The organism is Halomonas sp. Y3, assembly GCF_024137965.1.
Lineage (GTDB): Bacteria > Pseudomonadota > Gammaproteobacteria > Pseudomonadales > Halomonadaceae > Halomonas > Halomonas mongoliensis.
Map to the genome: position 1 here is coordinate 2235045 of NZ_CP099975.1, position 24580 is coordinate 2259624.

General features: G+C 68.3%; 25 protein-coding genes and 4 tRNA genes. 19 read left to right on the forward strand and 10 right to left on the reverse strand.

Annotated features, from left to right (window positions below):
- Positions 1 to 1677: a carbon starvation protein A gene (locus NHL60_RS10660; protein ID WP_253443115.1), complete on the reverse strand. Its 1677-nt coding sequence runs from the start codon at positions 1675 to 1677 to the stop codon at positions 1 to 3.
- A 227-nt stretch (positions 1678 to 1904) separates the two neighbouring features.
- On the opposite strand from NHL60_RS10660, the gene NHL60_RS10665 reads away from it, so the two are divergent.
- Positions 1905 to 2192 carry a hypothetical protein gene (locus tag NHL60_RS10665; RefSeq protein ID WP_253443117.1) on the forward strand — a complete coding sequence of 96 codons (288 nt, stop codon included), beginning with the start codon at positions 1905 to 1907 and terminating at the stop codon, positions 2190 to 2192.
- A 3-nt stretch (positions 2193 to 2195) separates the two neighbouring features.
- Here NHL60_RS10665 and NHL60_RS10670 read toward each other — a convergent pair whose 3' ends face one another.
- On the reverse strand, positions 2196 to 2882 hold the full coding sequence (locus tag NHL60_RS10670; RefSeq protein ID WP_253443119.1) for a glutathione S-transferase: 687 nt from the start codon (positions 2880 to 2882) through the stop codon (positions 2196 to 2198).
- Between the two features lie 144 nt (positions 2883 to 3026).
- Between NHL60_RS10670 and NHL60_RS10675 the strand changes: the two genes are divergently transcribed.
- From NHL60_RS10675 to NHL60_RS10690, 4 genes are read left to right on the forward strand one after another with little or no spacing between them, the layout of a single operon-like run.
- Positions 3027 to 3398, forward strand: a complete 372-nt coding sequence (locus tag NHL60_RS10675) for a response regulator transcription factor (RefSeq protein WP_253443121.1) — start codon at positions 3027 to 3029, stop codon at positions 3396 to 3398.
- Positions 3398 to 5461, forward strand: coding sequence for a 3'-5' exonuclease (locus NHL60_RS10680; protein WP_253443123.1), 2064 nt, complete (start codon positions 3398 to 3400; stop codon positions 5459 to 5461). Before NHL60_RS10675 ends, NHL60_RS10680 begins: the two co-directional genes overlap by 1 nt.
- A gap of 31 nt (positions 5462 to 5492) precedes the next feature.
- Positions 5493 to 5687, forward strand: coding sequence for a hypothetical protein (locus NHL60_RS10685; RefSeq protein WP_253443125.1), 195 nt, complete (start codon positions 5493 to 5495; stop codon positions 5685 to 5687).
- Positions 5688 to 5717: 30 nt separating this feature from the next.
- Positions 5718 to 8480, forward strand: a complete 2763-nt coding sequence (locus NHL60_RS10690) for a sensor histidine kinase (RefSeq protein ID WP_253443127.1) — start codon at positions 5718 to 5720, stop codon at positions 8478 to 8480.
- On the opposite strand, the gene NHL60_RS10695 is transcribed toward NHL60_RS10690, so the two are convergent.
- From NHL60_RS10695 to NHL60_RS10705, 3 genes are all read right to left on the reverse strand, one after another.
- Positions 8455 to 9582 (reverse strand): DUF294 nucleotidyltransferase-like domain-containing protein, encoded by a 1128-nt coding sequence (locus NHL60_RS10695; RefSeq protein ID WP_253443129.1) that lies wholly within the window; start codon positions 9580 to 9582, stop codon positions 8455 to 8457. The two genes, NHL60_RS10690 and NHL60_RS10695, sit on opposite strands and share 26 nt — an antisense overlap.
- Before the next feature lie 98 nt (positions 9583 to 9680).
- Complete coding sequence (locus NHL60_RS10700) at positions 9681 to 9980, reverse strand: HlyU family transcriptional regulator (protein WP_253443131.1); 300 nt, start codon at positions 9978 to 9980, stop codon at positions 9681 to 9683.
- A gap of 88 nt (positions 9981 to 10068) precedes the next feature.
- Positions 10069 to 11289, reverse strand: coding sequence for an argininosuccinate synthase (locus NHL60_RS10705; RefSeq protein WP_253443133.1), 1221 nt, complete (start codon positions 11287 to 11289; stop codon positions 10069 to 10071).
- Positions 11290 to 11458: 169 nt separating this feature from the next.
- On the opposite strand from NHL60_RS10705, the gene rnt reads away from it, so the two are divergent.
- Positions 11459 to 12127 carry a ribonuclease T gene (rnt, locus tag NHL60_RS10710; RefSeq protein WP_253443135.1) on the forward strand — a complete coding sequence of 223 codons (669 nt, stop codon included), beginning with the start codon at positions 11459 to 11461 and terminating at the stop codon, positions 12125 to 12127.
- Positions 12128 to 12228: 101 nt separating this feature from the next.
- Here the strand turns inward: rnt and NHL60_RS10715 are convergent, their stop codons facing one another.
- Entirely contained in the window at positions 12229 to 12573 is a 345-nt protein-coding gene (locus NHL60_RS10715; RefSeq protein WP_253443137.1) for a Grx4 family monothiol glutaredoxin, read from the reverse strand.
- A 185-nt stretch (positions 12574 to 12758) separates the two neighbouring features.
- On the opposite strand from NHL60_RS10715, the gene argF reads away from it, so the two are divergent.
- Complete coding sequence (gene argF / locus NHL60_RS10720; RefSeq protein WP_253443139.1) at positions 12759 to 13679, forward strand: ornithine carbamoyltransferase; 921 nt, start codon at positions 12759 to 12761, stop codon at positions 13677 to 13679.
- A gap of 142 nt (positions 13680 to 13821) precedes the next feature.
- The gene (locus NHL60_RS10725; RefSeq protein ID WP_253443141.1) at positions 13822 to 14127 is read left to right on the forward strand and encodes a hypothetical protein; all 306 of its coding nucleotides are present in this window, start codon (positions 13822 to 13824) and stop codon (positions 14125 to 14127) included.
- A gap of 222 nt (positions 14128 to 14349) precedes the next feature.
- On the opposite strand, the gene NHL60_RS10730 is transcribed toward NHL60_RS10725, so the two are convergent.
- Positions 14350 to 14425 (reverse strand) — tRNA-Ala (locus NHL60_RS10730).
- 198 nt (positions 14426 to 14623) lie between these two features.
- Here NHL60_RS10730 and NHL60_RS10735 point away from each other — a divergent pair.
- From NHL60_RS10735 to nadB, 8 genes are all read left to right on the forward strand, one after another.
- Positions 14624 to 15271, forward strand: a complete 648-nt coding sequence (locus NHL60_RS10735) for a response regulator (RefSeq protein ID WP_253443143.1) — start codon at positions 14624 to 14626, stop codon at positions 15269 to 15271.
- 70 nt (positions 15272 to 15341) lie between these two features.
- Entirely contained in the window at positions 15342 to 17156 is a 1815-nt protein-coding gene (uvrC, locus tag NHL60_RS10740) for an excinuclease ABC subunit UvrC (RefSeq protein WP_253443145.1), read from the forward strand.
- Positions 17157 to 17226: 70 nt separating this feature from the next.
- Positions 17227 to 17775, forward strand: a complete 549-nt coding sequence (gene pgsA, locus NHL60_RS10745) for a CDP-diacylglycerol--glycerol-3-phosphate 3-phosphatidyltransferase (protein ID WP_253443147.1) — start codon at positions 17227 to 17229, stop codon at positions 17773 to 17775.
- Between the two features lie 71 nt (positions 17776 to 17846).
- Positions 17847 to 17921 (forward strand) — tRNA-Gly (locus NHL60_RS10750).
- A 33-nt stretch (positions 17922 to 17954) separates the two neighbouring features.
- Positions 17955 to 18028, forward strand: a tRNA-Cys gene (locus tag NHL60_RS10755).
- A gap of 29 nt (positions 18029 to 18057) precedes the next feature.
- Positions 18058 to 18144: transfer RNA gene (locus NHL60_RS10760), tRNA-Leu, on the forward strand.
- A 58-nt stretch (positions 18145 to 18202) separates the two neighbouring features.
- Complete coding sequence (locus NHL60_RS10765) at positions 18203 to 19348, forward strand: FUSC family protein (protein ID WP_253443149.1); 1146 nt, start codon at positions 18203 to 18205, stop codon at positions 19346 to 19348.
- Complete coding sequence (gene nadB, locus NHL60_RS10770; protein ID WP_253443151.1) at positions 19329 to 20915, forward strand: L-aspartate oxidase; 1587 nt, start codon at positions 19329 to 19331, stop codon at positions 20913 to 20915. The genes NHL60_RS10765 and nadB overlap by 20 nt, the downstream gene beginning before the upstream one ends.
- A 41-nt stretch (positions 20916 to 20956) precedes the next feature.
- On the opposite strand, the gene NHL60_RS10775 is transcribed toward nadB, so the two are convergent.
- Positions 20957 to 21274 carry a hypothetical protein gene (locus tag NHL60_RS10775; RefSeq protein WP_253443153.1) on the reverse strand — a complete coding sequence of 106 codons (318 nt, stop codon included), beginning with the start codon at positions 21272 to 21274 and terminating at the stop codon, positions 20957 to 20959.
- Positions 21275 to 21320: 46 nt separating this feature from the next.
- On the reverse strand, positions 21321 to 21614 hold the full coding sequence (locus NHL60_RS10780) for a succinate dehydrogenase assembly factor 2 (RefSeq protein ID WP_253443155.1): 294 nt from the start codon (positions 21612 to 21614) through the stop codon (positions 21321 to 21323).
- 149 nt (positions 21615 to 21763) lie between these two features.
- Here NHL60_RS10780 and NHL60_RS10785 point away from each other — a divergent pair, with 149 nt between their 5' ends.
- The 3 genes from NHL60_RS10785 to lapB are packed head-to-tail and all read left to right on the forward strand — an operon-like array spanning position 21764 to position 23635.
- A complete protein-coding gene (locus NHL60_RS10785; protein ID WP_299316303.1) occupies positions 21764 to 22099 on the forward strand; it encodes an integration host factor subunit beta in 336 nt (111 codons plus the stop codon).
- A 47-nt stretch (positions 22100 to 22146) separates the two neighbouring features.
- On the forward strand, positions 22147 to 22452 hold the full coding sequence (locus tag NHL60_RS10790) for a lipopolysaccharide assembly protein LapA domain-containing protein (protein ID WP_253443160.1): 306 nt from the start codon (positions 22147 to 22149) through the stop codon (positions 22450 to 22452).
- A 1-nt stretch (position 22453) separates the two neighbouring features.
- On the forward strand, positions 22454 to 23635 hold the full coding sequence (gene lapB, locus NHL60_RS10795; RefSeq protein ID WP_253443162.1) for a lipopolysaccharide assembly protein LapB: 1182 nt from the start codon (positions 22454 to 22456) through the stop codon (positions 23633 to 23635).
- Positions 23636 to 23642: 7 nt separating this feature from the next.
- Here lapB and pyrF read toward each other — a convergent pair whose 3' ends face one another.
- Entirely contained in the window at positions 23643 to 24344 is a 702-nt protein-coding gene (gene pyrF, locus NHL60_RS10800; RefSeq protein WP_253443164.1) for an orotidine-5'-phosphate decarboxylase, read from the reverse strand.
- Positions 24345 to 24580 lie beyond the last annotated feature (236 nt).

The window sequence follows — 24580 nt, forward strand, 5'->3', positions numbered from 1 at the left end:
TCACTTCTGCTCGGCGGCCATCTCGGCGCGGGAGCGCTTCAGCGTAGAGGCGCACTCCATGGCCACCATGATGGCGGCGATCAGCACCACGATATCCAGCACCAGCAGGAAGTAGTTGCCCTGCTCGAAGAAGGTACGCAGCTGGATCAGCAGCGCGGCGATGGTCATCACCAGCAGGAAGCAGAGCGGCACCAGGGTGTACCACATCGGGCGACGCAGGCGCACCAGCATCACGGTGATCACCAGCAGGGTCAGCCCCGCCAGCAGCTGGTTGGTGGTGCCGAACAGCGGCCAGATGATCAGACCGCCGGCCCCGTCGGCGCCGCCGGCGCCGAAGGCCAGCAGCAGGCAGCTGCCCACCGCCAGCAGGGTGGCGATGGCCGGCTTCTTCATCCACTGCTGGTTATAGATCTCGCCCCACTCCTGGAAGATGTAGCGCTGCAGGCGCAGGCCGGTATCCATGGTGGTGCCGGCGAACAGTGCCGCCATCACGGTGAGCAGGGTCGCCGCCGTGGCCTCCGGCAGGCCGACGCCGTTGTGAATGATAAAGGCGCCGCCCTCCACGAAGGCGTTGACGCCGCCCTGACCGAAGGCGGTGTACATCGCCTCCCAGTCGGCCAGGGTCGCAAAGCCGGCGGTGGCGGCGAGGATGGCGGCCAGCGCCAGCATGCCCTCGCCGATGGCGCCGAAGTAGCCGACGAAGCGGGCGTCGGTCTCGCGGTTGAGCTGCTTGGAGGTGGTGCCGGAGGAAACCAGGCCGTGGAAGCCGGAGATCGCCCCGCAGGCAATGGTCACGAAGAGCAGCGGCAAGAGTGACGGCGTACCGGCGGGCACGTTGTCGTTGAAGGCGGGCGCCACCATGCTCGGATTCATCAGCACGATGGCGCCGTAGAGCACGATCAGACCGATGAAGAGCTGCAGGCCGTTGATGTAGTCGCGGGGCTGGAGCAGCACCCAGACCGGCAGCAGCGAGGCGATGGCCGCATAGGCGAACAGGATCAGGATCCAGACCGCATTGCCGGAGAGACCGGCCACCTCGGCGGGCATCTGCAGCGGCACCGAGGGCCCGATCCCGATCAGGGCATAGAGGGCCACCACGCCGATGATGGAGACCATCGGCAGGCTGAGCATGCGGCGGTAGATCAGCTGGCCGATGATCAGCGCCACCAGGATGGCGCCCCACACCGGCACCACGGCACTGGAGAAGTTCATCATCAGGCCGGCGATCACCACGGCGAACACCGCGTTGACCATCAGCAGCACCAGGAAGATGACGATCATGAAGATGCTGCGGGCACGCTTGCCAACCACGTCGCCGGTCAGGGCGCCCACCGACTTGGCCTTGTTGCGCACGCTGGCCCAGATGGCGCCGAAGTCATGCACCCCGGCGAAGAAGATGGTGCCGAACACCACCCACAGGAAGGCGGGGACCCAGCCCCAGATCACGGCAATGGCCGGTCCCACGATGGGCGCGGCCCCGGCTACCGAGGTGAAGTGGTGGCCCCACAACACGAAGCGGTTGGTGGGGACGAAGTCGACGCCGTCTTCATACTCGTGGGCAGGCGTCTTGAAGTCGGGATCCAGCCGGTAGATCTTCTCGGCGATGAACTTCGAGTACAGGAAGTACCCGGCCGCCATCGCGGCAAGACCCAGGACCAGGATAACGATGGCACTCATGGCGCACTCCTAGGGTGGAACAGGGATGTGTGGGAGACGGCACCGCGCTGGCAGGCGGCACCGGGTCCAATGGTCTTACCTTGTATAGGCCAAGTCCATGACAAAGCGCGCCTCACTGTTCAACGCGTGACTAAAGTCGCAGAGCCAGCCGGCGGCGCCCCCCTCTAGGCTGGCAGCCAAACCAGACGCATCCAGCCACCCGCCCTCAGCCATCATACGAGACCACCATGCAGCATCTGCTTATCCCACTGGCCATGACCGCGGCCTTCGGCGCCTTCGTCGGCACCCTCTACCGTCTCTCCCGGCGGCCAGGCTACCAGCGCCCCCTGCTCTTTCCACTGGTGGGCGTGGCCGCCGGCATCATCGGCTTCGTCATCTACCGGCTGCTGGCCGGCACCACCGGCGCCCCGCTCTGGCTGCTGCCGCTGCTGGTGGTGGTCCAGGTCTGGCTCTGGCTGGGCCCCCTGGGCCCCGCTGCCCGGACATCCGGCCAGAATGGCGACACCGGACGCTGAGGCTCAGCCGGCCGAGAGGGAGAACTCGCCGATCCGCACCACGGTGCGCGCATAGGCGGGCCGCTCCCGGCAGGCCTCCAGAAACGCCTGCAGCCGCGGGCGGCCCTCGAGCCCTCCGCGCCCGGCCATGGCCAGCACCGCAAAACTCATCTGGATATCGGCAGCGCTGAAGGCCTCACCGGCAAACCAGGGGCCCGACGCCTCCAGCGACCGCTCCCAGAAGTCACGCAGGCGGCGAATCTCCGGGCCCAGGTACTGCTGCTCCACGCCTCGGGCGAAGAGCCGACCCAGCGGCCTGGCCAGCGCCGGCACCGGCGGCTGGCCGAGGCGCGAGAAGACCAGTCTCATCACCAGGGGCGGCATCCCCGAGCCCTCCGCATGGTGCAGCCAGAAGCGGTAGCGCTCCCACGCCTCGCTGCCGGCCGACGGTGCCAGGCGCCCCTCGGCGTCGTGGTGTTCTATCAGGTAGTCGATGATCGCCCCCGACTCGGCGATCACCCGCCCGCCCCGAGCCAGGTCGCGAATCACCGGCGCCTTGCCCAGGGGGTGCACCTCGCGCAGCGACTCGGGCGCCAGCAGGGTATGCGGATCCCGCTCATGGGTAATCAGCTCATAGGGGAGGCCCAGCTCCTCCAACAGCCAGACCACCCGCTGGGAACGGGAGTTGTCCAGATGATGCACCTCGATCATTTGCCTTCCTCGCAGTGGGTTCCTCCACGCACCCTAGCACGCCACGGGCGGGTCAACTCCTGCCAAGGTCGCCTTTGCGGCGCCTCGGCCGGCCACTAGACTGAGCAGCAACAACATGACAATGACAAATCAATGGAGAACGCCATGGCCAAGGTCCTGGTGGTGGACGATGAACCCAATATCGTCCTGTCCCTGGAGTTTCTGATGCAGCAGGCCGGCTTCGAGGTGGTCACCGCCGAGGATGGCGAGAGCGCCCTGGCGCGCGTCGCCGAGGGGGCACCCGATCTCGTGCTGCTCGACATCAGCCTGCCGGGTATCAGCGGCTTCGACGTGCTGGAGCGTCTGCGCGCCGACCCCGACCACGCCCGCCTGCCCATCATCATGCTGACGGCCCACGGCCGCGAGGTGGAGCGCGAGAAGGGACTGGCGCTGGGCGCCGACGACTACATCACCAAGCCCTTCTCCACCCAGGCGCTGGTTGAGAAGGTCAAGGCGCTGCTCGCCGAGGTCTCCTGATGGCAAAACGACTTCCCGGGCTGCCGCGACGCCAGCGGCTGATCGGCCTGTGGCTGCTGCTCAGCGGCGTCAGCATCTTCGGCGGCGCCACCTTTGCCCTCTGGCTCGACACCCTCTTCAAGCCTGAGGGGCTGGCCCGTCTGGCCCTCTGGCTGGGCTGCTTCTCCGGCGGCGGCACCATCTTTCTGGTGGGCCTGCTGCTGGAGCGCCAGCTGTTCACCCCGCTGCGCCACCTCCAGGTGCAGCTGGCGCGCCTGGTGGCCAACCCCGATGCCCGGGACGACTATCCGCCGGAGGGGTGGCTGCGCAGCCTGGGGCCGGACCTGGTGCGAGTGCGCGACGCCTGGCGGGCCGACCGCGGCCGGCTGGCCACCGCCCACGCCGAGGGGGCGCGCAGCGCGGCGCGCATTCGCCAGGAGCTCGAGACCCTGCTCCAGGTGCTCGACACCCCCCTGCTGCTCTGCGACCAGCACCGGCGGGTGCTGCTCTTCAACCAGGCCGCCGAGACGCTGTTCGAGGGGCACCACGGGCTGGGGCTGGGCAAGCGCCTCGAGGCCCTGCTCCCCGCTGCCAGCCTCCAGGACGCCCTTGGCCAGCTGCCCGGCGACGGCTCCCCCCGGGAGGTCCTGGTACCCTGCGACGAGCGCTGGCTGCGCGCCGTGCTGCGCCGGGTGCCGGGCAGCCACGGAGAGTCCCTGCTCACCCTGACCGACACCACGGCGGCCTGGACCAGCGAGATGGGCGCCCGGGCCGAGCTCCTCGACAGCCTGCCGCGGCTGCGCCGCCACAGCGCCAGCCTGACCAGCGCCGCCGACGCCCTCTCCACCCTGCGCGGCGCCTCCGGCGAGATGCGCGGACGCCTGGAGAAGGTGATCGACGAGGAGAGCCAGTCACTGGGACGCGATATCGAAGAGCTTGCCTCCCTGGTAGAGCGCATGCAGCACGAAGGTGAGCGACTGGTCCCGCTCTGGTCCAACGACCTCTGGGACGCCCTCAACGAACGCCTGGCGGAGCCCGCACCCAAGGTGGTCCCGGTGGGCATGCCCGCCTGGTTCAAGGGCGACGCCACCGCCCTGCTGGTGCTGCTCGGCTCGCTGCTCGAGGTGCTGCGCCCCCACCTGGATGGCAGGGAGCTGGAGGGTGAGGTGTGCCTGGGCAATCGCCGGGTCTACCTGGACCTAGTCTGGCGCGGCCAGCCCCTGGGCGAGCGCCAGCTCAACGAGTGGCAGCAGCAGCGCCTCGACGACCTTCCCCTGAGTCCCCGGGTCTCCGACGTGCTGCGCCAGCACGCCAGCGACGCCTGGAGCCTGGCCGATGCCGACGGCGAGCACGCCCGCCTGCGCCTGCCGCTGCCGGCCACCGAGCGGGTCGGCGCGCCGCGCCCAGCCACCGAGCCTCGCCCGGAGTTCCACGACTTCGGCATCGCCGAGCTGCCGCCGCCCGACGCCGAGCTGGCCGCGCGCCCGCTGCGCGCCCTGGAGGTGGTCGCCTTCGACACCGAAACCACCGGCCTGGAGCTGCGCCGCGGCGATACCGTGATCAGCATCGGCGCCTGCCGCGTGGTCAATGCCCGCCTGCTGGCCAGCGAGGTGTTCGACGTGCGCGTCGACCCCGGCAAGCCGATCCCGCCGGCCAGCACCGCCATCCACGGCATCACCGATGCCGACGTGGCGGGCGCGCCGCCCCTGCCGGTGGTGCTGCCGCGCTTCCGCGACTATGTGGGCGACGCCGTGATCCTGGCCCACAACGCCGCCTTCGACCTGCTCGCCCTGCAGCCGCCGGGGGCCGGCGTGACCCTCGACATGCCGGTGCTCGACACCCTGCTGATCTCACGGGCCCTGGATGCCAGCCTCGACGGCCACGACCTGGACAGCCTGGCCGACCGCTACGACCTCAGCTTCCCGCCGGGCACCCGCCACACCGCCCTGGGCGATGCCCGGGTGACCGCCGAGCTGTGGCTCTCCCTGCTGCCGAGGCTGGAGGCCCGGGGCATCGAGACCCTCGAGCAGGCGCTGGCCCTGCAGAACAGCGCCCTGACCAAGGAGGACGCCTGCGCCTCATGAGCCATGACGCCCCACGCAGCCGGAGGCCGGCATGAACACCCCTCGCCTGGGCGAGCGGCTCACCGCCCTGGTGCTGCTGGCCACCCTGCTCTTCACCCCGCCGCTGGTGCTGGTCTTCGACCGGCCCGAGGGGGGCCCTTCCTGGCTGCCGCTCTATCTGTTCGTGGCCTGGGGGGGGGTGATCGGCCTGGCCGCCTGGCTGCTCGAGCACCGCTCGAACGACTGAGGAGATAGCCACCATGCGCAGGGAGGCGAGATGAGAACCGATGCCGTGGTGTTGAGCGTCGCCTTCGGCTACCTGGCGCTGCTCTTCGTGATCGCCGCCTGGGGCGACCGCCGCGCCGAGCAGGGGCGCTCCCTGATCGGCTCCCCCACGGTCTATGCGCTCTCCATCGCCGTCTACTGCACCGCCTGGACCTTCTACGGCAGCGTGGGGCGGGCCGCCCAGTACGGCCCCAGCTTCCTGCTCATCTATCTGGGGCCGACCCTGGCGATGCTGATGGCTCCCTTCCTGATCCGCAAGATGGTGCGCATCGCCAGCGTGCAGCGGATCACCTCCATCGCCGACTTCATCAGCGCCCGCTACGGCAAGAGCTCGAGCCTCGGCGCCCTGGTGGCGCTGATCGCCCTGATCGGCATCACCCCCTATATCACCCTGCAGCTCAAGGCGATCACGGTGAGCCATGCGGTGCTGGTCAACTACCCCCAGGCGCCGGAGCTGAGCATCGCCGAGGAGGCCTTCTGGGTCGACAAGTCCTTCTGGGTGGCGCTGGTGCTGGCGGTCTTCATCATCCTCTTCGGCACCCGCCACCTGGACGCCAGCGAACGCCACGAGGGCATGGTAGCGGCCATCGCCTTCGAGTCGATGATCAAGCTGGTCGCCTTCCTGGCGGTGGGCCTGTTCGTGGTCTTCGGCCTCTTCCACGGCCCGGGGGACCTCTTCCGCCAGGTGGCGGCGACTCCCGAGCTGGTGGGTGCCATGGGGCTCGACGCCATTCCCGGCGGCGCCAGCGGCTGGATGGGCATGCTGGTGCTCGCCTTCCTGGCCTTCATCACCCTGCCCCGCCAGTTTCAGGTGCTGGTGGTGGAGAACGTCGACGAGCGCCATATCAAGCGCGCCACCTGGCTCTTCCCCCTCTACCTGCTGGCCATCAACCTCTTCGTGATCCCCATCGCCATGGCCGGCCTGCTGCTCTCCGCCGGCGACCCGGACAGCTATGTGCTGACCCTGCCGCTCTCGGCGGGCTTCGAAGGGCTGCCGCTGCTGGTCTTCATCGGCGGGCTCTCCGCCGCCACCAGCATGGTGATCGTGGAGACCATCGCGCTCTCCACCATGGTCAGCAACCAGCTGATCATGCCGCTGCTGCTGCGCTCCCGGCGCCTGCACCTGAGCAGCCGCGGCGAGCTGGCCGGCTGGCTGCTGGGCATACGCCGGGTCGCCATCGTGCTGATCCTGCTGCTGGGCTACCTCTACCACGCCCTGATCGGCGACTCCTACAGCCTGGTCACCATCGGCCTGGTCTCCTTCGCCGCCGCCTGCCAGTTCGCCCCCGCCATGCTGATCGGCATGTACTGGCGGGGGGCCAACGGCCGCGGCGCCGCCCTGGGGCTGATCGCCGGCACCCTGATCTGGGCCTGGACCCTGCTGCTCCCGGGCTTCGCCCAGTCGGGCTGGCTCGACGACGCCTTCCTCACCCAGGGCCCCTTCGGGATCGAATGGCTCAGGCCCTACGCCATGTTCGGCCTGGAGGGCTGGGACATCTACTCCCACTCCCTGCTCTGGAGCCTGACCGCCAACGTCGGCCTGCTGGTGGGCATCTCGCTGTTCAGCCGGCAGACCCCCCTGGAGCAGACTCAGGCGGCGCTGTTCACCGAGGCGATGCACCCGAGCCTGATGGAGACCTCCCTGTGGCACGGCCAGACCACCCGGGGGGAGCTGCGCGCCCTGCTCGACCGCTATCTGGGGGCCAACGCCACCGCCCGGGTCTTCACCGGCTACCCCGGGGAGGAGCCCACCAACGACCAGCCCGCCCCACCGGAGCTGATCGCCCGGGCCGAGCAGGCGCTCTCCGGCGCCCTGGGCAACGCCTCGGCGCGGGTGCTGATCAACTCGGTGGTGCGCGGCGAGGCCCTGGACCTGGAGTCGATCCTCAGCATCCTCGACACCACCTCCGAGACCCTGGAGGTCAACCGCCGCCTGGAGCAGAAGTCCGAGGAGCTGGCCCGGGCCAGCGAGGAGCTGCGCGCCGCCAACGAGCGCCTGCGTGAGCTGGATCGCCTCAAGGATGAGTTCGTGGCCATGGTCAGCCACGAGCTGAGAACGCCGCTGACCTCGATTCGCGCCTTCGCCGAGATCCTGCGCGACAGCGGCGACCTGCCCGAAGAGAAGCGGGTGCACTTCCTCAACGTGGTGGTCAAGGAGAGCCAGCGGCTCTCGCGGCTGATCGAGGAGATCCTCGACCTGGCCCGTCTGGAGAGCGGCCGGCTGACCCTCAACCCCCAGCAGCTGGACCTGGTGGAGCTGACCCGCCACAGCGTGGATGCGGTCCACCATATGCAGGAGGATCGCGGGGTGGCGCTGGAGGTACGGATCGAGGTGGAGACGGCGGCGGTGGTGGGCGACCCGGACCGCCTGGAGCAGGTGATCATCAACCTGCTCGATAACGCCGGCAAGTTCGCCGCCCCGGACGACCCCAGGGTGCTGCTGCGCCTGGCCCGCCACAAGAACCACTACCGCCTGTCGGTGGAGGACAACGGCCAGGGAATCGCCGAAGAGGAGCGCGAGCGGGTCTTCGAGAAGTTTCACCAGATCCAGCGCCTCGGCGAGACACCGGAGCAGACCCGGGGCCGGCCCCGGGGCAGCGGCCTGGGCCTGCCCATCAGCCGCGGCATCGTCGCCCACCTGGGCGGGCGCCTCTGGGTGGAGGACGCCCCCCACCTGGGCGGCGCCTGCCTGACCATGGAGCTTCCGGAGGCGCCTGCGGAAGCGTCGGCTAGGCGCGCTTCGCCCGACGCTTGAAGGCGCGGATCTGCTGCAGGTCGTGGCGCAGCAGCAGGCGCTGATCTTCGCCCAGGCGTGACAGGTCCACCCAGCCATCGGCGGCCCGCCCCGCCTTGAGGCCGTGGCACTGCTCCTCCAGCAGCAGGGCCTGCAGCCGCTCCAGCGCGGCGGTCAGGCCGCGGCAGGTCTCCGCCCCCAGCGCCCCCACGACCACCAGCGCCGCCAGCCGCTCCCGGGTACCGACCTCCCGCACGCCGTGGCGCAGGGAGAGCAGGCGAGTCGCCGCCACCAGCGGCAGCACCGCCTGATGCTTGAGGTTGACCGCCCGCTCGTGGGGCGCCCCCTCCACCGACCCCGACAGCCGCCCGAAGCGGTCCAGGGCCACCGGCTGCTCATCGAGCAGCGCCCCCATCTCATCGAGAAAGAGGCCGGCCCTGGGCATCAGCCGCGCCACCTGGTCGGCCAGCGCCTCGGCCAGATCCGCCTCGCCGTGGACCGTCTGGAAATCGAGCAGGATATTGGCCTGCTGCACGCGCTTCACGCGGCGGTCGGCGGTCCACAGCGCTAGCTGCTCTCCCCACTCAGAGAGGCGCTTGCGCCACATCGGCCAGCGCGCCATCACATGGCCGCTGCAGAGGGGAATCCCGGCCTGGTCGAGCCGCTCGGTAAAGCGCTCCCCCAGCGCCTGGAAATAGCCGTCGATCTCGCCGTGCCGGCTATCCGGATAGTCGGCAATGATCATGCCGTTGTCCTGGTCCGGCCCCAGCAGGCTCTCCTGGCGGGCGCCGGAGCCCATCACGATCACGCAGTAGGCCACCGGCGGCTCCCCCCACCCCTGCCCCTGCATCTCGTTCTGAGCCAGCTGGATGGCTCGCCGATAGAGCCAGGCGTTGTGGTCGCTGATCAGCTGACTGATGCGCCAGGCCGGCAGGTCCAGGCGCATCAGCGCCTCCACCAGCCGCGGTTGCCAGGCGTGAGCATCGGCAAGCCCGGGGGCAGGCCCCAGCTCCTTCAGGGCATCTCGCAGGGGCGCCAGCAGCGGCGGCAGCCGCGCCGGGTCGGGAAGCGGGTCGGCAGCGAAGAGAGTGCGCCAGGGGGAAGCACGGTGCAGCAGGCGCATGGTGACTCCGGTCAGGAAGGACCCGGCCAGTGTAGCGAGGCGCCGCCCGCGACACACTTGGGCGAAAGGGGAATGGCGCGCCAGTGCTGCACGGCGGGTCAGCGCGGCGGAAACATCTCCTCACCCACCTCGTCGATGAAGCGCCGGGCCTTGCTGACCATCAGCTGGTCGCAGGCCTCGCGGCCGGGGACCATGTCGGAGCGTTCGAAGCGATGCTCCTGGGGCTCGCCCTCGGGGCTCACCCGGCGGATCCAGCCGCTGACGCGGTACTGGCCGCCCTGCTCGTCCGGCTCGGAGATGATCTGGTACCCCTGGTACTCCACCGGGTCGGCGGCCCGAGCCCCGGAGGGGCGCTTCTCGCCGCCGCCCAGCAGGCCGGAAAACAGTTTCTTGAACATGGTCGCGTCTCCTCTTCGCTGCGCACGCCCGTGCAGACGACGACGCCGGCACGGGGCCGGCGTCGACGGAAGGCATCAGCGGGGCCGATCAGGCCTGCTGACGGCCCTTGCCGGCGGCGATGCGCAGGCGCAGGGCGTTGAGCTTGATGAAGCCCTCGGCATCCTTCTGGTCGTAGGCGCCGGCGTCATCTTCGAAGGTGGCGATGGACTCGTCGAAGAGGGACTGCTCGGACTTGCGCCCCGCCACGATCACATTGCCCTTGTAGAGCTTGATGCGCACCACGCCCGAGACGTTCTTCTGGGTCTCGTCGATGGCGGCCTGCAGCATGCGCCGCTCCGGGCTCCACCAGTAGCCGTTGTAGATCACCTCGGCGTACTTGGGCATCAGCTGGTCCTTGAGATGGGCCTCCTCGCGGTCCAGGGTCAGGGACTCGATGGCACGATGCGCCTTGAGCATCACGGTGCCGCCGGGGGTCTCGTAGCAGCCGCGGGACTTCATGCCCACGTAGCGGTTCTCGACGATATCCAGGCGGCCGATGCCGTTGGCGCCCGCCACCTTGTTGAGGGTCTCGAGCACCTCGTGGGGCTTCATCGGCTGGCCGTCGAGGGCCACGATGTCGCCCTGCTCATAGGTCAGCTCCACGTAGGTGGGCTCGTCCGGGGCCGCCTCGGGCGACACGCTCCAGCGCCACATCTCCTCCTCGGCCTCGGCCCAGGGGTCCTCCAGGATGCCGCCCTCGTAGGAGATATGCAGCAGGTTGGCGTCCATGGAGTAGGGGGACTTCTTCTTGCTCTTGGAGAAGTCCACCGGGATGCTGTGCTCGTCGCAGTAGGCCATCAGCTTCTCGCGGGAGGTCAGGTCCCACTCGCGCCAGGGGGCGATCACCTTGACGCCGGGCTTGAGCGCGTAGGCGCCCAGCTCGAAGCGCACCTGGTCGTTGCCCTTGCCGGTGGCGCCGTGGGAGATGGCGTCGGCGCCGGTCTCGTTGGCGATCTCGATCAGACGCTTGGCGATCAGCGGGCGCGCGATGGAAGTGCCGAGCAGGTACTCCCCTTCGTAGATGGTGTTGGCGCGGAACATCGGGTAGACGTAGTCGCGCACGAACTCCTCGCGCAGGTCCTCGATGTAGATCTCCTTGACGCCGAGTGCCTGGGCCTTGGCGCGCGCCGGCTCGACTTCCTCGCCCTGGCCGATGTCGGCGGTAAAGGTCACCACCTCGCAGTTGTAGGTCTCCTGCAACCACTTGACGATAACGGAGGTGTCCAGGCCACCGGAGTAGGCGAGCACGACCTTCTTGACATCGGACATTCGGGGCTCCTCGATAAACGGATAGGGATGTTGCGTCAGAACGCCCAGTATAGCGCGCCAGGGTCAAGACGAATACCAGCCCCGGGACGTCCCGGGGGCCGACCTGCTAGACTGCGCAAATTCACCCCGGGGCGGGGTGATCGAGACCGAAAGACGCAAGGAGAGGTGCATGAGCGAGGCGATCGCCCGCGGCCTGCTGGCACAGCGATTCCGCAGTTTTTTGCCGGTGGTGGTGGATATGGAGACCGGCGGCTTCAACGCCGAACGCGATGCGATCCTCGAGATCGCCGCCGTGACCCTGACCATGGACGCCGAGGGCAACCTCCTGCCCGAGTCCACCTATGCCTTTCATGTGACGCCCTTCGAGGGAGCCAACGTGGAGCAGTCGGCGCTGGACTTCACCGGCATCAGGCTCGATGACCCGCTGCGCCAGCGCGTCGCCCTCTCCGAGGCCGAGGCACTCGGCGAGATCTTTCGTCCGGTGCGCAAGGCGATCAAGGCCCACGGCTGCACCCGAGCGGTGCTGGTGGGCCACAACTCCGCCTTCGACCACGGCTTTCTCAACGCCGCGGTAGCCCGCTGCGGCATCAAGCGCAACCCCTTCCACCCCTTCTCGAGCTTCGACACCGCCTCCCTGGCCGGCCTGGTCTATGGCCAGACGGTGCTGGCCCGGGCCTGTCGCGCCGCGGGGATCGAGTTCGACAACAGCGAGGCCCACTCCGCCCGCTACGACACCGAACGCACCGCGGAGCTCTTCTGCGCCATGGTCAACCGCTACAGGGACCTCGGCGGCTGGGCCCAGGCCCAGCGCGAACAGGGGATCGAAGAACAGCCGTAAGCCGTAAGCTGGAAAGCAGCATCGTCTTGCTGTCCGTATAGCAAACACCCCCGCAGCACGGCTACGGGGGTGTTTTTTCTTAAAGCTTCAGGCTTACGGCTTCAAGCTCCAGACGAAGTCTGGTTGTGCTTGGCGGCGGTTTCCTTGATCAGCTTCTCGAGCTCGCCGCTCTGGTGCATCTCCATAACGATATCGCAGCCGCCGACCAGCTCGCCCTCGACCCACAGCTGCGGGAAGGTGGGCCAGTTGGCAAACTTGGGCAGCTCGGCGCGGATATCTGGGTTATCCAGGATATTAACGAAGGCGAAGCGTTCGCCGCAGGACATCAGGGCCTGGACAGTCTGGGCGGAGAAGCCGCACTGGGGCAGCTGCGGGGTGCCCTTCATGTAGATCAGGATCGGGTTCTCGCCGATCTGGCGCTGGATGTTCTCGAGGGTGGTGCTCATGGCATCTCCGTTTCTGGTATGGCTAGGCCGGGAAAATCATCGCTGCCGGCTGTCAGGCCTGGCAAGACAACAATACCCGAGTTCAGCGGTAGGTCTTGGTGCGGACCATTCTACTGGCAGAGGTCGCGTTGCGCATCCCCCGACAGCTGGCTAGGATGAGCGTTTTTTCCCGTGGAGCACGCCCTATGGCCACCCGCCATTTCCTGACCCTGCTGGACCTGAGCCAGGATGAGCTGCACTACCTCATCCAGCGCGCCATCACCATCAAGAACGAGCTGAAGGCCCAGGGCCCGGTCTATGCCCCCTTCCGCAACCGCACCCTGGCGATGATCTTCGAGAAGTCCTCGACCCGCACCCGGGTCTCCTTCGAGACCGCCATGGCGCACTTCGGCGGCCATGCGCTCTTCCTGTCGCCGCGGGATACCCAGCTCGGTCGCGGTGAGCCCATCGGCGATACCGCCCGGGTGCTCTCGGAGATGGTCGACGCGGTGATGATTCGCACCTTCTCCCACGCGGGCCTGGAGGAGTATGCCGCCGCCAGCAGCGTGCCGGTGATCAACGCCCTCACCGACGACTACCACCCCTGCCAGCTGCTCGCCGACGTGATGACCTGGACCGAGCTGCGCGGCAGCGTCAAGGGCAAGACCGCGGTGTGGATCGGCGACGGCAACAACATGTGCCACTCCTGGATCAACGCCGCCCGCCAGTTCGATTTCCAGCTGCGCATCTGCTGCCCGGAGGGCTACGAGCCGCGCCGGGACATCCTCGAGGCCGCCGGCGATCGCATCAGCATCCACCGCGACCCGGCCGAGGCGGTCCTCGATGCCGACCTGGTCACCACCGACGTCTGGGCCTCCATGGGCCAGGAGGAGGAGCAGGCCAAGCGGGAGGCGGACTTCGCCGGCTTCCAGGTCACCGAGGCACTGCTCGACCGCGCCAGGGACGATGCCCTCTTCCTGCACTGCCTGCCCGCCCACCGCGGCGAGGAGATCAGCGAGACCCTGCTCGAGGATCCACGGGCCGTGGTCTGGCAGGAGGCCGGCAACCGCCTGCACGCCCAGAAGGCACTGATCGAGTTTCTGCTGCTGGGCCGCGTCCAGAGCTGACCCCAGGGCAGAGCTCCCAACGAAGCCCCGGCGCGCTCCACCGCCGGGGCTTCGTCATTCCAGCCGGCTAGACCTTTGTATAATGTCGACCTTGGTAGTATAATGCGCCGCAGCACATTCAGCGTGTAAGGAATTGCGGCACATGATGATCGACACTTCCCCCATCGCCTCCATGCAGCGCAGCCTGCGCCAGTGCCTATCCCACATGGCGGCCATGCTCTACCACCACGGGCATGTCCTGGAAACCGTCTCCGTGCCCCACCGCGGCCTGGATCGACGCGAAGCGGAAAGCATCGCCAGCAGCACCAGCGAGTGGCAGACCTGCGAGAAGGTGCTGGTCAACAGCGAAGCAGCCTCCTGGAACGAGCATAACCGCCTGGTGCTGACGCCCCTGGGTCGCGAACTGCTGTTCGACATGTTCGGAGAAGGCGCCGCCGACTGCGCCTGAGCCCCAGACTGACAGCCAAAGCGCGCTCAAGCCCCGCCCGGCCATGCCGAGGCGGGGCTTGCTGCTTTGCGGCCCTCGCCCCCCCGCGCCACCGGGTGCGACCAAGGCCACCGGAAGCGACCAGACCAAACGCCCCGGGCAGCGAATACAAAGCATGTAAAACAGCGCATGCAAAAAAACCCCGGGTAGCGCGCTGCGCTACCCGGGGTTTCGGTATTCGGTTGGTGGAGCCTAGCGGGATCGAACCGCTGACCTCAACACTGCCAGTGTTGCGCTCTCCCAGCTGAGCTAAGGCCCCACGCTGTTCCCGCTCCGCGAGAACGAGGCAAATAGTACGCAAGAGAGCTACCGCCGTCAACCCCCGCGGCGAAAGTGAGAAAAAGCGAACAAGGTATACTTTCCCCCTTCGTCCGAGTTGTGCCACCCTTTCCTCCAGTGGAGTGCATCCCACTGCCGCGCTACCCCTTGACCGCCAACTAGCTCAGGAGCCGCTGCCTTGATCCGGGTACTGATAGCCGATGACCATCACCTGGTAAGGACCAGCATCGCCCACCTTCTCAATGCGGAAAAAGACATCCGCGTGATGGGAGAAGCCTGCAACGGCGAAGAGGCCATCGCCGAGACACGCCGCCTCGCGCCCGACGTGGTCCTGATGGATGTCCGCATGCCGGGCATCGGCGGGTTGGAAGCCACCCGCAAGATTCATCGCACCCAGCCCGACACGCGGGTGCTGATCCTGACCGCCTGGCTGGAGGAAGCCTTCGCCCAGCGGCTGCTGGATGCCGGCGCCTTCGGCATCCTGAGCAAGGACTGCCAGCACGAGGAGATGGTGTCGGCCATCCGCGGCGTGTTCGGCGGCCAGCGCTACGTCAGCCCCGACGTGGCGCAGCGCCTGGTGCTCTCGCGCATCGACGCCTCGGAGAACCCCTTCGATCAGCTCTCCCAGCGCGAAATGCAGGTCGCGATGATGATCGTCAACTGCCAGAAGGTCGCCGACATCTCCGACCGCCTCTTCCTCAGCCCCAAGACGGTGAACACCTACCGCTACCGGATCTTCGACAAGCTGGGGGTGCAGACCGACGTGGAGCTCACCCACCTCGGGCTTCGCCACGGCCTGGTCGAGGGGTTCGCCAGCGTGGAGTGAGCGTGCCGGGGCAAGCCCCCGGGACGATCTGCTAGGATAGCGCTCCCGTCACGTCGCCAGGCGCGCGCCCATGAGCTTCGATCACCGCCGCTTCCTCGCTACCGTCAGCGAGTCCCCGGGCATCTACAGGATGCTCGACGCCCAGGGAGACACCCTCTATGTCGGCAAGGCCCGGCGCCTCAAGGCGCGCCTGGCCAGCTACTTTCGGGGCGCCCTGAACGCCAAGACCCAGGCGCTGGTGAGCCGCATCGCCGACATCCAGGTCACGGTCACCAACAGCGAGACCGAAGCACTGCTCCTGGAGCAGACGCTGATCAAGGAGCTGCGGCCGCCCTATAACATCCTGCTGCGCGACGACAAGTCCTACCCCTTCATCTTCGTCACCGACCGCCACCCCTACCCGGCCCTGGAGTACAAGCGCGCCCGGAGCCGCCGCGACGATGGCCGCTACCTTGGCCCCTACCCCAGCAGCCATGCGGTGCGCGAGAGCCTGTCGCTGATGCAGAAGATCTTCCGCATCCGCAACTGCGAGGATAGCGTCTTCGCCCATCGCACTCGCCCCTGCCTGCAGTACCAGATCGAGCGCTGCAGCGCCCCCTGCGTCGGCCATATCAGCGAGGAGGACTACCGCCGCGACCTGGAGCACGCCGTCCAGTGCCTGGAGGGCAAGAGCGAGCAGGTGACCCGGGAGCTGACCGAGGCCATGGAAGCCGCCAGCCGCGAGCTCGCCTTCGAGGAGGCCGCACGCCTGCGCGACCAGATCCAGCAGCTGCGTCAGCTGCAGCAGCGCCAGTTCGTGGATACCGCCGACGGCGATGCCGACGTCTTCGCCCTGGCCAGCCGCCCCGGTGCGCTCTGCATCTCGGTGCTCAGCGTGCGCCACGGCCGCCTGCTGGGGGCCCGCCACCATGCGCCGACCAACGGCCTGGACCTCTCACCCGACGCCCTGCTGGCCGAGTTCGTGAGCCAGTACTACCTGGGCCAGGCCCGAGAGATTCCCCGCGAGGTGATCACCAGCCACCCCCTGGAAGAGCGGGCGCTGATCGCGGCGGCGCTCGGCGAGAGGGCCGGCCGGCAGGTCCGCATCGTCGACCAGGTGCGCGGCCACCGCGCCCAGTGGAAGTCACTGGCGATCACCAACGCCGAACAGCAGCTGGCCGGCCAGCTGGCCAGCCAGAGCCAGCTGGCCAGGCGCTTTGCCGCGCTCCGCGAGGCCCTGGGGCTGGAGACGACCCCGGCTCGGCTGGAGTGCTTCGATATCAGCCATAGCCACGGCGAGGCCACCGTCGCCTCCTGCGTGGTCTTCGATGAGAACGGCCCGCGCAAGTCCGACTACCGCCGCTTCAATATCGAGGGGGTCGCGGCCGGCGACGACTACGCCGCCATGCGCCAGGCCCTGACCCGACGCTTTCGGCGCCTCCAGGAGGGCGAGGGCCAGCGTCCCGACATCCTGATCGTCGACGGCGGAAAGGGCCAGCTCAACATGGCCCGGGAGGTGCTCGGCGAGCTGGGCGCCAGCGGCGTGATCCTGCTCGGCGTCGCCAAGGGCACCACCCGCAAGGCCGGCCTCGAGACTCTCTTCCTGGAAACCGTGGAGCGCACCCTGGACCTGGACGGCGCCTCCCCGGCCCTGCACCTGATCCAGCACATCCGCGACGAGGCCCACCGCTTCGCCATCACCGGCCACCGCACCCGGCGCGACAAGGTGCGGCGCACCTCCACCCTGGAGGGCATTCCCGGCGTGGGCCCCAAGCGCCGCCGGGAGCTGCTGCGCTTCTTCGGCGGCCTGCAGGGCGTGCGCCAGGCCAGCCGCGAGGAGCTGGCCCGGGTGCCCGGCATCAGCGCCGCCCTGGCCGAGACGATTCATCGCGCCCTGCATGGATGATCCTGCCCAAGGGGGATAGAATGAGCGGGCGCCTCGGCACCACTTCACCGGCAAGGACACGCAGCATCCGATGAACATCCCGAATATCCTCACCCTGGCCCGTATCGCCTTCATTCCGCTGCTGGTGGTGCTCTTCTATCTCCCCTTCGCCTGGAGCATGCCGCTGGCCGCCGCCCTCTTCGCCCTGGCCTCGGCCACCGACTGGCTGGACGGCTACCTGGCGCGGCGCTGGAACCAGTCGACGCCCTTCGGGGCCTTTCTCGACCCGGTGGCCGACAAGCTGATGGTGGCCGTGGCCCTGGCGCTGATGATCGAGCGCTACGAGGCGATCTGGCTCACTCTGCCGGCCCTGGTGATCATCGGCCGCGAGATCGTCATCTCGGCGCTGCGGGAGTGGATGGCCGAGATGGGCAAGCGGGGCCAGGTCGCCGTCTCCTGGGTCGGCAAGGTCAAGACCACCTTGCAGATGGTCGCCATCTTCCTGCTGCTCGCCTTCGCCCCCGGCACCCCGATGGCCCTGCTGGCGCTCGTGACTCTCTACGCGGCCGCGGTGCTGACGCTGTGGTCCATGGTGCTCTACCTGCGCGCCGCCTGGCCCCACCTCAGCCGCTCGATGTAGATAATCGGCCAGCGCAATATAAAAGCGTTTGACAGTCACCAACTTATCCGTATAATTCGCTCTCGAGTCAGGCGGGAATAGCTCAGTGGTAGAGCACAACCTTGCCAAGGTTGGGGTCGCGAGTTCGAATCTCGTTTCCCGCTCCATCTTTCCAACGAAAGATACCCATGACTCCATGAGGCTGGATGGCAGAGTGGTTATGCAGCGGACTGCAACTCCGTGTACGCCGGTTCGATTCCGACTCCAGCCTCCACTCCCCTTTTCAAAGCTCGACACCGTGCCGCCCGGATGGCGAAATTGGTAGACGCAAGGGACTTAAAATCCCTCGGTGGCGACACCGTGCCGGTTCGAGCCCGGCTCCGGGCACCAGTCTCCTAACTCCTCGCCTGGACCGACACCGTCGCGGCGCTTAGCCTGGCACTGCATCATGACACTGCCGCCCCTGCGCGACCCCTTCTTTACCTATCGTTTTCGTCGCCCCCTGCACGTGGTGCGCGTCCTCGTTGCACTGGCCGTCACCTATCTGATCATACGCCTGTTCGAGATTCCCCATTCCAGTTGGGCGCTGGTCAGCACCGTAATGGTGATGGGCAATCTTCCCCATATCGGCGGCGTGCTCGACAAGGGCCGTCAGCGCCTGCTGGGCACCCTGCTCGGCGCCGGCACCGGCCTGGCACTCATCCTGCTGCCGCTGACCGGCAGCACCCTGATCCCCCTCGGCAGCCTGCTGGCCATCGGCGTCGCCACCTGGCTCACCTTCGGCAACCGCCACGGCTACAGCGGCCTGATGTTCGCCATCAGCCTGCTGCTGGTCATCGGCGACGGCAGCCACGATCTCAGCATCGCCCTGTGGCGCGCCTTCGATGTGCTGCTGGGCACCCTGGTCGGCATCCTGGTGACCCTGCTGGTGCTCCCCCAGAAGGCCACCGACATGATGCGCTTCATGCTGGCCGAGAACCTGGAGCGAATGGCCCGCCTCTTCCACGCCCACACCACCGCCTCGACCTCCATGGACCTGGATACCCAGGCCCTGCTCAAGGCGACCAGCTCGGCGCTGGTCAAGCAGCGCGGCCTGGTGGACGCCATCCACCGCGAGGGCCGCCTGCGGCGCAACGAGCTCGACGACATCATCTCCCTGCAGCGCCGCATGCTCTCCACCATCGAGCTGCTGCTGGAGACCCGCTGGACCAACCGGGACGGCCACGACCGCATCCAAGCCATGACGGGCCTCAGCGGGGAGCAGCACCGACTTGCCCGGGAGCTGGACGCCCTCGCCTTTCAGGTCCGCACCGGCCAGGACATCGCCGTCACGGTCAGCCAGTTCGACCTGCAACAGCACGCCGAGCTTGCCACCACGGCCCGCAGCAGCGAAGGCCGCGTGCTGTTCAGCCCCAGCGGCTACCTGTGGCTCAATCGGGAGCTGGCCCGCCTGACCGGCAAGCTGGTGCTGCGCCTGGGCAGCCTGAGCCGCCTCCCCAGCCGGCGGCTGCACCGGGCCTCCGGCCGCAAGTGGGGACAGCGCGCCAGCGCCAGGAACACGACAGGAGCAGAAGATGCATCACGCAAACCCTGAGGTGCTGATCATCGGCGGCGGCGTCGCCGGCCTGGTGCTCGCCCTGGAGATCGCCGACCATCGCCCCGTGACCCTGCTGCGTCCAGCCAGCGACGACCGAGGCGCCAGCCGCTGGGCCCAGGGCGGCATCGCCGCCGTGCTCTCCCCCAGCGACGATTTCGACGCCCACGTGGCCGACACCCTGGTCGCCGGCGATGGCCTCTGCGACGAGGCCGCGGTGCGCTTCACCGTGGAGCAGGGCCCGGCGGCCATCGAATGGCTGCTCTCCCTGGGGGTCCCCTTCACGCGCGACACCAGTCCAGACGCCGGCTACCCCTATCACCTGACCCGTGAAGGGGGCCACGGCGCCCGGCGCATCATTCACGCCGCCGACGCCACCGGCCTGGCGGTGATGGAGACCCTCAAGCGCCACGTGGCTGATCATCCGGCCATCCGCGTGAGGGACGACCTGACCGCCATCGGCCTGATTGCCGACGCCGAGGGCCGCTGCCGGGGGGCGCGCTGTCTGGACGGCGACGGCCGCCTGCACGCGCTGCTGGCGGCCGATACGGTGCTGGCCACGGGCGGCGCCAGCGGCCTCTACCGGCATACCACCAGCCCCCAGCCGGCCCGCGGCGAGGGCATGATGATGGCGGCGGAGCTGGGCGCCGAGCTGAGCAACCTGGAGTTCCAGCAGTTCCACCCCACCTGCCTCTACGACCCGGATGGCGCCCCCTTCCTGATCAGCGAAGCGGTACGCGGCGAGGGCGGCCGGCTGCTCAACGTCCATGGCGAGCGCTTCATGCCGGCCCTGGACCCCCGGTCAGAGCTGGCGCCTCGGGACATCGTGGCCCGGGCCATCGATGCCGAGATGCAGCGCACCGGCAGCGACCACGTGCTGCTGGATATCCGCCATCTGGGCGAGGCGGCCATTCGCCACCACTTCCCCAGCATCCACGCCCACTGCGCCAGCCGCGGCCTGGACATTGCCCGCCACCCCATTCCCGTGGTGCCCGCCGCCCACTACAGCTGCGGCGGACTGACCACCGACCTGAACGGCGCCACCACCGTCGCCAACCTCTACGCCATCGGCGAGGTGGCCTGCACCGGGCTGCACGGCGCCAACCGCATGGCCAGTAACTCCCTGCTGGAGTGCCTGGTCTATGCGCGCAGCTGTGCCGCCGCCCTGAACCGGCAAACCGCACCTAGCGAGGGAACGGCCCCGCTGCTGGAGAACCAGGGAGGAGAGGACGAGGCCGATGAGGGCGTGCTGGCCGAGCTTCGCGAGCGGATGCGGCGCATCATGAGCGCCCGAGTCGCCATCGTGCGCCGCGATGCCGGCCTGGAGGAGGCCACCGCCGAACTGGCCGAGCTGCACGCCGCCCTGGCACCGCTGGTGGCGCGCTGCCGCCCCACCCTGGCGCTCGCCAGCCTCTGGCATGCGCTGCGCCTGGCGCGCCTGACCGTCGCCTGTGCGGCGCGACGCCGGGAGTCCCGGGGCCTGCACTTCAACCCCGACTGCCCGGGGCACGCCCCCGGCACCCCGCAGCCGTCGCGCCTCCACCTGGGCGACCTGGCCCACCCCTGAGCGACCCGGCGCCCGGTGCTCTCAGGGCGTCGACAGGAGGTTCACGCCGACCGCTGCTGCACCAGCAGGCGCCGCAGCTGCCAGAGCGAGGCGGCGCTGCTGCTGTCCGGCCAGAGCCAGAGCCGACGCGCGTCCAGGCGCAGCCCGATCAGCCAGGGTCCCAGGTAGTCGCAGCGCAGGGTGACGGATCGCCAGGCCGTGTCGCCGGGGTCGCACCACTCCCAGCGCAGGCCGTCATCGGCAAGCGGCAGCGCCCGCAGCGCGCCGCTTGGGCGCCCGCGCAGGACGCGCAGGGTCACGGCCAAGATGGCCACAAGAAGAGGTACGCCCAGCCAGAGGGGCGCCAGCAGAAGCGCCATGCCGGCCACCAGGGCAGCCAGCACGACATGCAGCAGAAGAGAGAGTCTAGACGGGACGATGCCCAAGGCTATCGGCGCTTTCGGCATGTTCGATGATCAGCTGCACGATGCGCCGGCGCCGCGGCTCCTCGGGCCACTCGCGGCGCATCAGCCATACGAACAGATCCTGATCCTCCTCGTCGATCAGCTCACGAAATGCCGCCTGATCCTCCTCGCCCAGACCGTCGTAGCACCGCTCGAGGAAGGGCACCAGCAGCAGGTCCAGCTCCCACATGCCGCGACGGGAGTGCCAGTAGAGCCGCTTGCGCAGTGCTGCATCCTGGGATGATTGCTCGTTCAAGATCGACCTCGCCTGTCCGATGAAGTATGACGTCAGTATACCCGACCCCTCCCGTCACGGCAGCCGTTGCTTACCTCCGCGGCCGATAGTCGTAGTGCGTTGTTTTATCGAGACTTGCCGAGTATGCTGTGGAAAATAACAGCGCAGGCATGCCGATTCCGGTTGCGCACCGCACACGGAGAATGTCGATGACCAAGTCCGAGTTGATCGAGCAGATTGCCATGCGACAGCCGGAGCTGTCGATCAAGGAGGTGGAGGCCGCCGTGCGGCTGATTCTTGATGACATTACCGACACCCTGGCCGAAGGGGGGCGCGTCGAGATTCGAGGCTTCGGCAGCTTCTCGCTGCACTATCGGGAGCCGCGCATCGGACGCAACCCGAAGACCGGCGAACCGGTCGCGCTCGACGGCAAGTTCGTGCCACACTTCAAACCCGGCAAGGAGCTTCGCGAGCAGGTGGATGCCAGCCGCGCTCTGGGCTACTGACGCCGCTCCGGCCACTACTCTCTTCCATTCACAGGGGACACAAGCGCATGCGTTGGCTCAAAGGCTTTATCCTGGCCATCATTCTGCTGGTCGTTCTGCTGGTCGGCATCCTCTTTGCCGTCAACAACCAGCAGGCCATTCCGCTCAACCTGATCTGGCTGGAGCTGCCGGCAATATCGCTGTCCGTCTGGCTGCTGGCCTCCCTGGCCGTGGGCGTCCTGCTCGGCATGCTGGCCATGAGCGGCGTCTACCTGCGCCTGCGCACCCTGCTGACCCGTGCCCAGCGCCACAACCAGCAGCAGCGCAAGGAGCTGGACCGCCTGCGCGTGCAGGAGCTGAAGGAACTCCCCTAGAATGCCCGATGCCCTGCTGCTGACCCTGCTGTTGGCAGCGGTCGCCATCGGCTGGTGGCTCGGCCGCCGCGAACGCAGCAAAGGGAGCGATCCCGTGCCATCCACCGAGCTGGCGCGGGATTATTTCGTGGGGCTGAATTACCTGCTCAACGACCAGCAGGACCGCGCCCTCGAGACCTTCGTGGCCGCCCTGGAGGTCAACAGCGAGACCATCGATACCCATATCACCCTGGGTAACCTGTTCCGGGCTCGCGGCGAAGGTGACCGGGCAGTGAAGATTCACCAGAACCTGCTGGCCCGCCCCACCCTGTCGAGCCTCCAGAGCGAGAAGGTCCAGCTTGAGCTGGCCCGGGACTTTCTCGCCCTAGGCCTGCTCGACCGCGCCGAGCGACTGCTCAAGGGGCTGATCCGCGATGCTCACGACGGCGAGAGCCGCCTGGCGGCCAAGCGACTGCTGGTAGACCTGCTGGAGCGCGAGGGAGAGTGGCAGGCGGCGCTGGAGGTCGCCCAGCCCCAGCTGACCCGCGACAGCGAGGAGATGCGTCGCGCCGCTGCCCACTGGCTCTGCCAGCTGGCCGAGCAGGAGCGCTTCGAGGCAAGCCCGGGCCTCGCCCGCAAGCACCTGCGCCGGGCGCTCTCCGTCGACCCGCGCTGCGTGCGCGCCAACCTCTTGCTGGCGGCACTGGAGCACGACACCGGCCACTACCGCCAGGAGATTCGCCTGCTGGAGCGCATTCCCAACCAGGACCCGGCCTTCACGCCTACCCTGCTGCCGCCCCTGGCCGCTGCCTACCGCCTGCTCGACGACGAGGAGGGCCTGGTGCGCCATCTCGAGCAGCTGGTGGAGCGCACCCCCTATACCAGCGTGATCATCCTCCTGGCCGAGACGGTGCGCCACCGGGAAGGCCTGCAGGCTGCCATCGACCTGGTCAGCGAGCAGCTCAACCGCGAATCGAGCCTGGGCGCGCTGGACTACCTGATCGACCTCTATCGGCAGCATAGCGTGGGGGAACCTCTCGAGCAGCTTCAGCTGCTGCAGCGTCACACCTCGACCCTGCTCAAGGCGCTGCCCCGCCACCGCTGCCGGCGCTGCGGCTTTGCCGGTGAAACGCTCCACTGGCAGTGCCCCCGCTGCCGCAGCTGGGGCACCACCAAGCCGATCACCGGCATCGAGGGCGAATAGCCACGCCTCAGCCCGCCGCCAGCTCTGCCTCGATGGAGGCGAGCGCCGCCATGGGGTCCTCGGCCTGGGTCACCGGGCGCCCCACCACCAGGTGGGTGCTGCCCGCGGCCATGGCCTGGGCCGGCGTCATCACACGACGCTGATCGCCGGCCGCCGCGAAGCTCGGGCGGATACCCGGCGTCACCTTGAGGAAGTCGTCACCGCACAGCTCTCGCAGCCGGGTCGACTCCTGGGCCGAGCAGACCACGCCGTCCAGGCCGCTCTCCCGAGCCAGCAGCGCCAGGCGCTCCACCTGCTCGCCCGGCGTCACGCTTACGCCCACCTCTGCCAGGTCGGCGGCCTCCATGCTGGTCAGCACCGTCACCGCGATCAGATGGGTCGAAAGGCCGTGTCGCTGCAGCCGCTCCCGCGCCGCCTCCATCATCCGCCGGCCACCGCCGGCATGCACGTTGACCATCCACACCCCCTGCTCCGCAGCGGCATGAACGGCGCCCGCCACGGTATTGGGAATATCGTGGAACTTGAGGTCCAGGAAGACCTCGAAGCCACGGCCGTGCAGGGCATCCATCACATCGGGCCCGCTGCGGGTAAAGAGCTCCTTGCCGACCTTGAGCCGGCAGCGCGACGGGTCGAGCTGGTCGGCCATGCAGAGGGCGGCGTCCAGGGAGGCATAGTCGAGGGCGATGATCAGGGGGGAATCGGTAGACAAGGGCCACACTCCAGGCAAGGGGAATCTGCGCCACATTATATCAGCCCAGGCCGACACGCCGCGTAAGAGATCAGCGGGGTATACCCGAGGAGAAAACCACGGCCAGCGATGACATCTGCTACACGAGGTGCCCGTCGAGGCTGACGAAATCTGAGGGCACGGACTGACACTGGTCGTCGCCGCTTGCCGCTAGCTTGAAGGAAGCCCCGGTGGGGCTGCATCCATCAGACCAAGAA

What these genes read in the sequence shown, in the direction of transcription:
- uvrC (WP_253443145.1), top strand. Translation starts at nt 15,342, where the DNA reads ATGAGCTTCGATCACCGCCGCTTCCTCGCTACCGTCAGCGAGTCCCCG.
- NHL60_RS10775 (WP_253443153.1), bottom strand. Translation starts at nt 21,274, where the DNA reads ATGGCGCTTCTGCTGGCGCCCCTCTGGCTGGGCGTACCTCTTCTTGTG.
- NHL60_RS10790 (WP_253443160.1), top strand. Translation starts at nt 22,147, where the DNA reads ATGCGTTGGCTCAAAGGCTTTATCCTGGCCATCATTCTGCTGGTCGTT.
- NHL60_RS10700 (WP_253443131.1), bottom strand. Translation starts at nt 9,980, where the DNA reads ATGTTCAAGAAACTGTTTTCCGGCCTGCTGGGCGGCGGCGAGAAGCGC.
- NHL60_RS10695 (WP_253443129.1), bottom strand. Translation starts at nt 9,582, where the DNA reads ATGCGCCTGCTGCACCGTGCTTCCCCCTGGCGCACTCTCTTCGCTGCC.
- rnt (WP_253443135.1), top strand. Translation starts at nt 11,459, where the DNA reads ATGAGCGAGGCGATCGCCCGCGGCCTGCTGGCACAGCGATTCCGCAGT.
- NHL60_RS10675 (WP_253443121.1), top strand. Translation starts at nt 3,027, where the DNA reads ATGGCCAAGGTCCTGGTGGTGGACGATGAACCCAATATCGTCCTGTCC.
- nadB (WP_253443151.1), top strand. Translation starts at nt 19,329, where the DNA reads ATGCATCACGCAAACCCTGAGGTGCTGATCATCGGCGGCGGCGTCGCC.
- NHL60_RS10765 (WP_253443149.1), top strand. Translation starts at nt 18,203, where the DNA reads ATGACACTGCCGCCCCTGCGCGACCCCTTCTTTACCTATCGTTTTCGT.
- NHL60_RS10715 (WP_253443137.1), bottom strand. Translation starts at nt 12,573, where the DNA reads ATGAGCACCACCCTCGAGAACATCCAGCGCCAGATCGGCGAGAACCCG.
- NHL60_RS10660 (WP_253443115.1), bottom strand. Translation starts at nt 1,677, where the DNA reads ATGAGTGCCATCGTTATCCTGGTCCTGGGTCTTGCCGCGATGGCGGCC.
- NHL60_RS10785 (WP_299316303.1), top strand. Translation starts at nt 21,764, where the DNA reads ATGCCGATTCCGGTTGCGCACCGCACACGGAGAATGTCGATGACCAAG.
- lapB (WP_253443162.1), top strand. Translation starts at nt 22,454, where the DNA reads ATGCCCGATGCCCTGCTGCTGACCCTGCTGTTGGCAGCGGTCGCCATC.
- NHL60_RS10680 (WP_253443123.1), top strand. Translation starts at nt 3,398, where the DNA reads ATGGCAAAACGACTTCCCGGGCTGCCGCGACGCCAGCGGCTGATCGGC.
- NHL60_RS10725 (WP_253443141.1), top strand. Translation starts at nt 13,822, where the DNA reads ATGATGATCGACACTTCCCCCATCGCCTCCATGCAGCGCAGCCTGCGC.
- NHL60_RS10705 (WP_253443133.1), bottom strand. Translation starts at nt 11,289, where the DNA reads ATGTCCGATGTCAAGAAGGTCGTGCTCGCCTACTCCGGTGGCCTGGAC.
- NHL60_RS10665 (WP_253443117.1), top strand. Translation starts at nt 1,905, where the DNA reads ATGCAGCATCTGCTTATCCCACTGGCCATGACCGCGGCCTTCGGCGCC.
- NHL60_RS10685 (WP_253443125.1), top strand. Translation starts at nt 5,493, where the DNA reads ATGAACACCCCTCGCCTGGGCGAGCGGCTCACCGCCCTGGTGCTGCTG.
- pgsA (WP_253443147.1), top strand. Translation starts at nt 17,227, where the DNA reads ATGAACATCCCGAATATCCTCACCCTGGCCCGTATCGCCTTCATTCCG.
- NHL60_RS10670 (WP_253443119.1), bottom strand. Translation starts at nt 2,882, where the DNA reads ATGATCGAGGTGCATCATCTGGACAACTCCCGTTCCCAGCGGGTGGTC.
- argF (WP_253443139.1), top strand. Translation starts at nt 12,759, where the DNA reads ATGGCCACCCGCCATTTCCTGACCCTGCTGGACCTGAGCCAGGATGAG.
- NHL60_RS10690 (WP_253443127.1), top strand. Translation starts at nt 5,718, where the DNA reads ATGAGAACCGATGCCGTGGTGTTGAGCGTCGCCTTCGGCTACCTGGCG.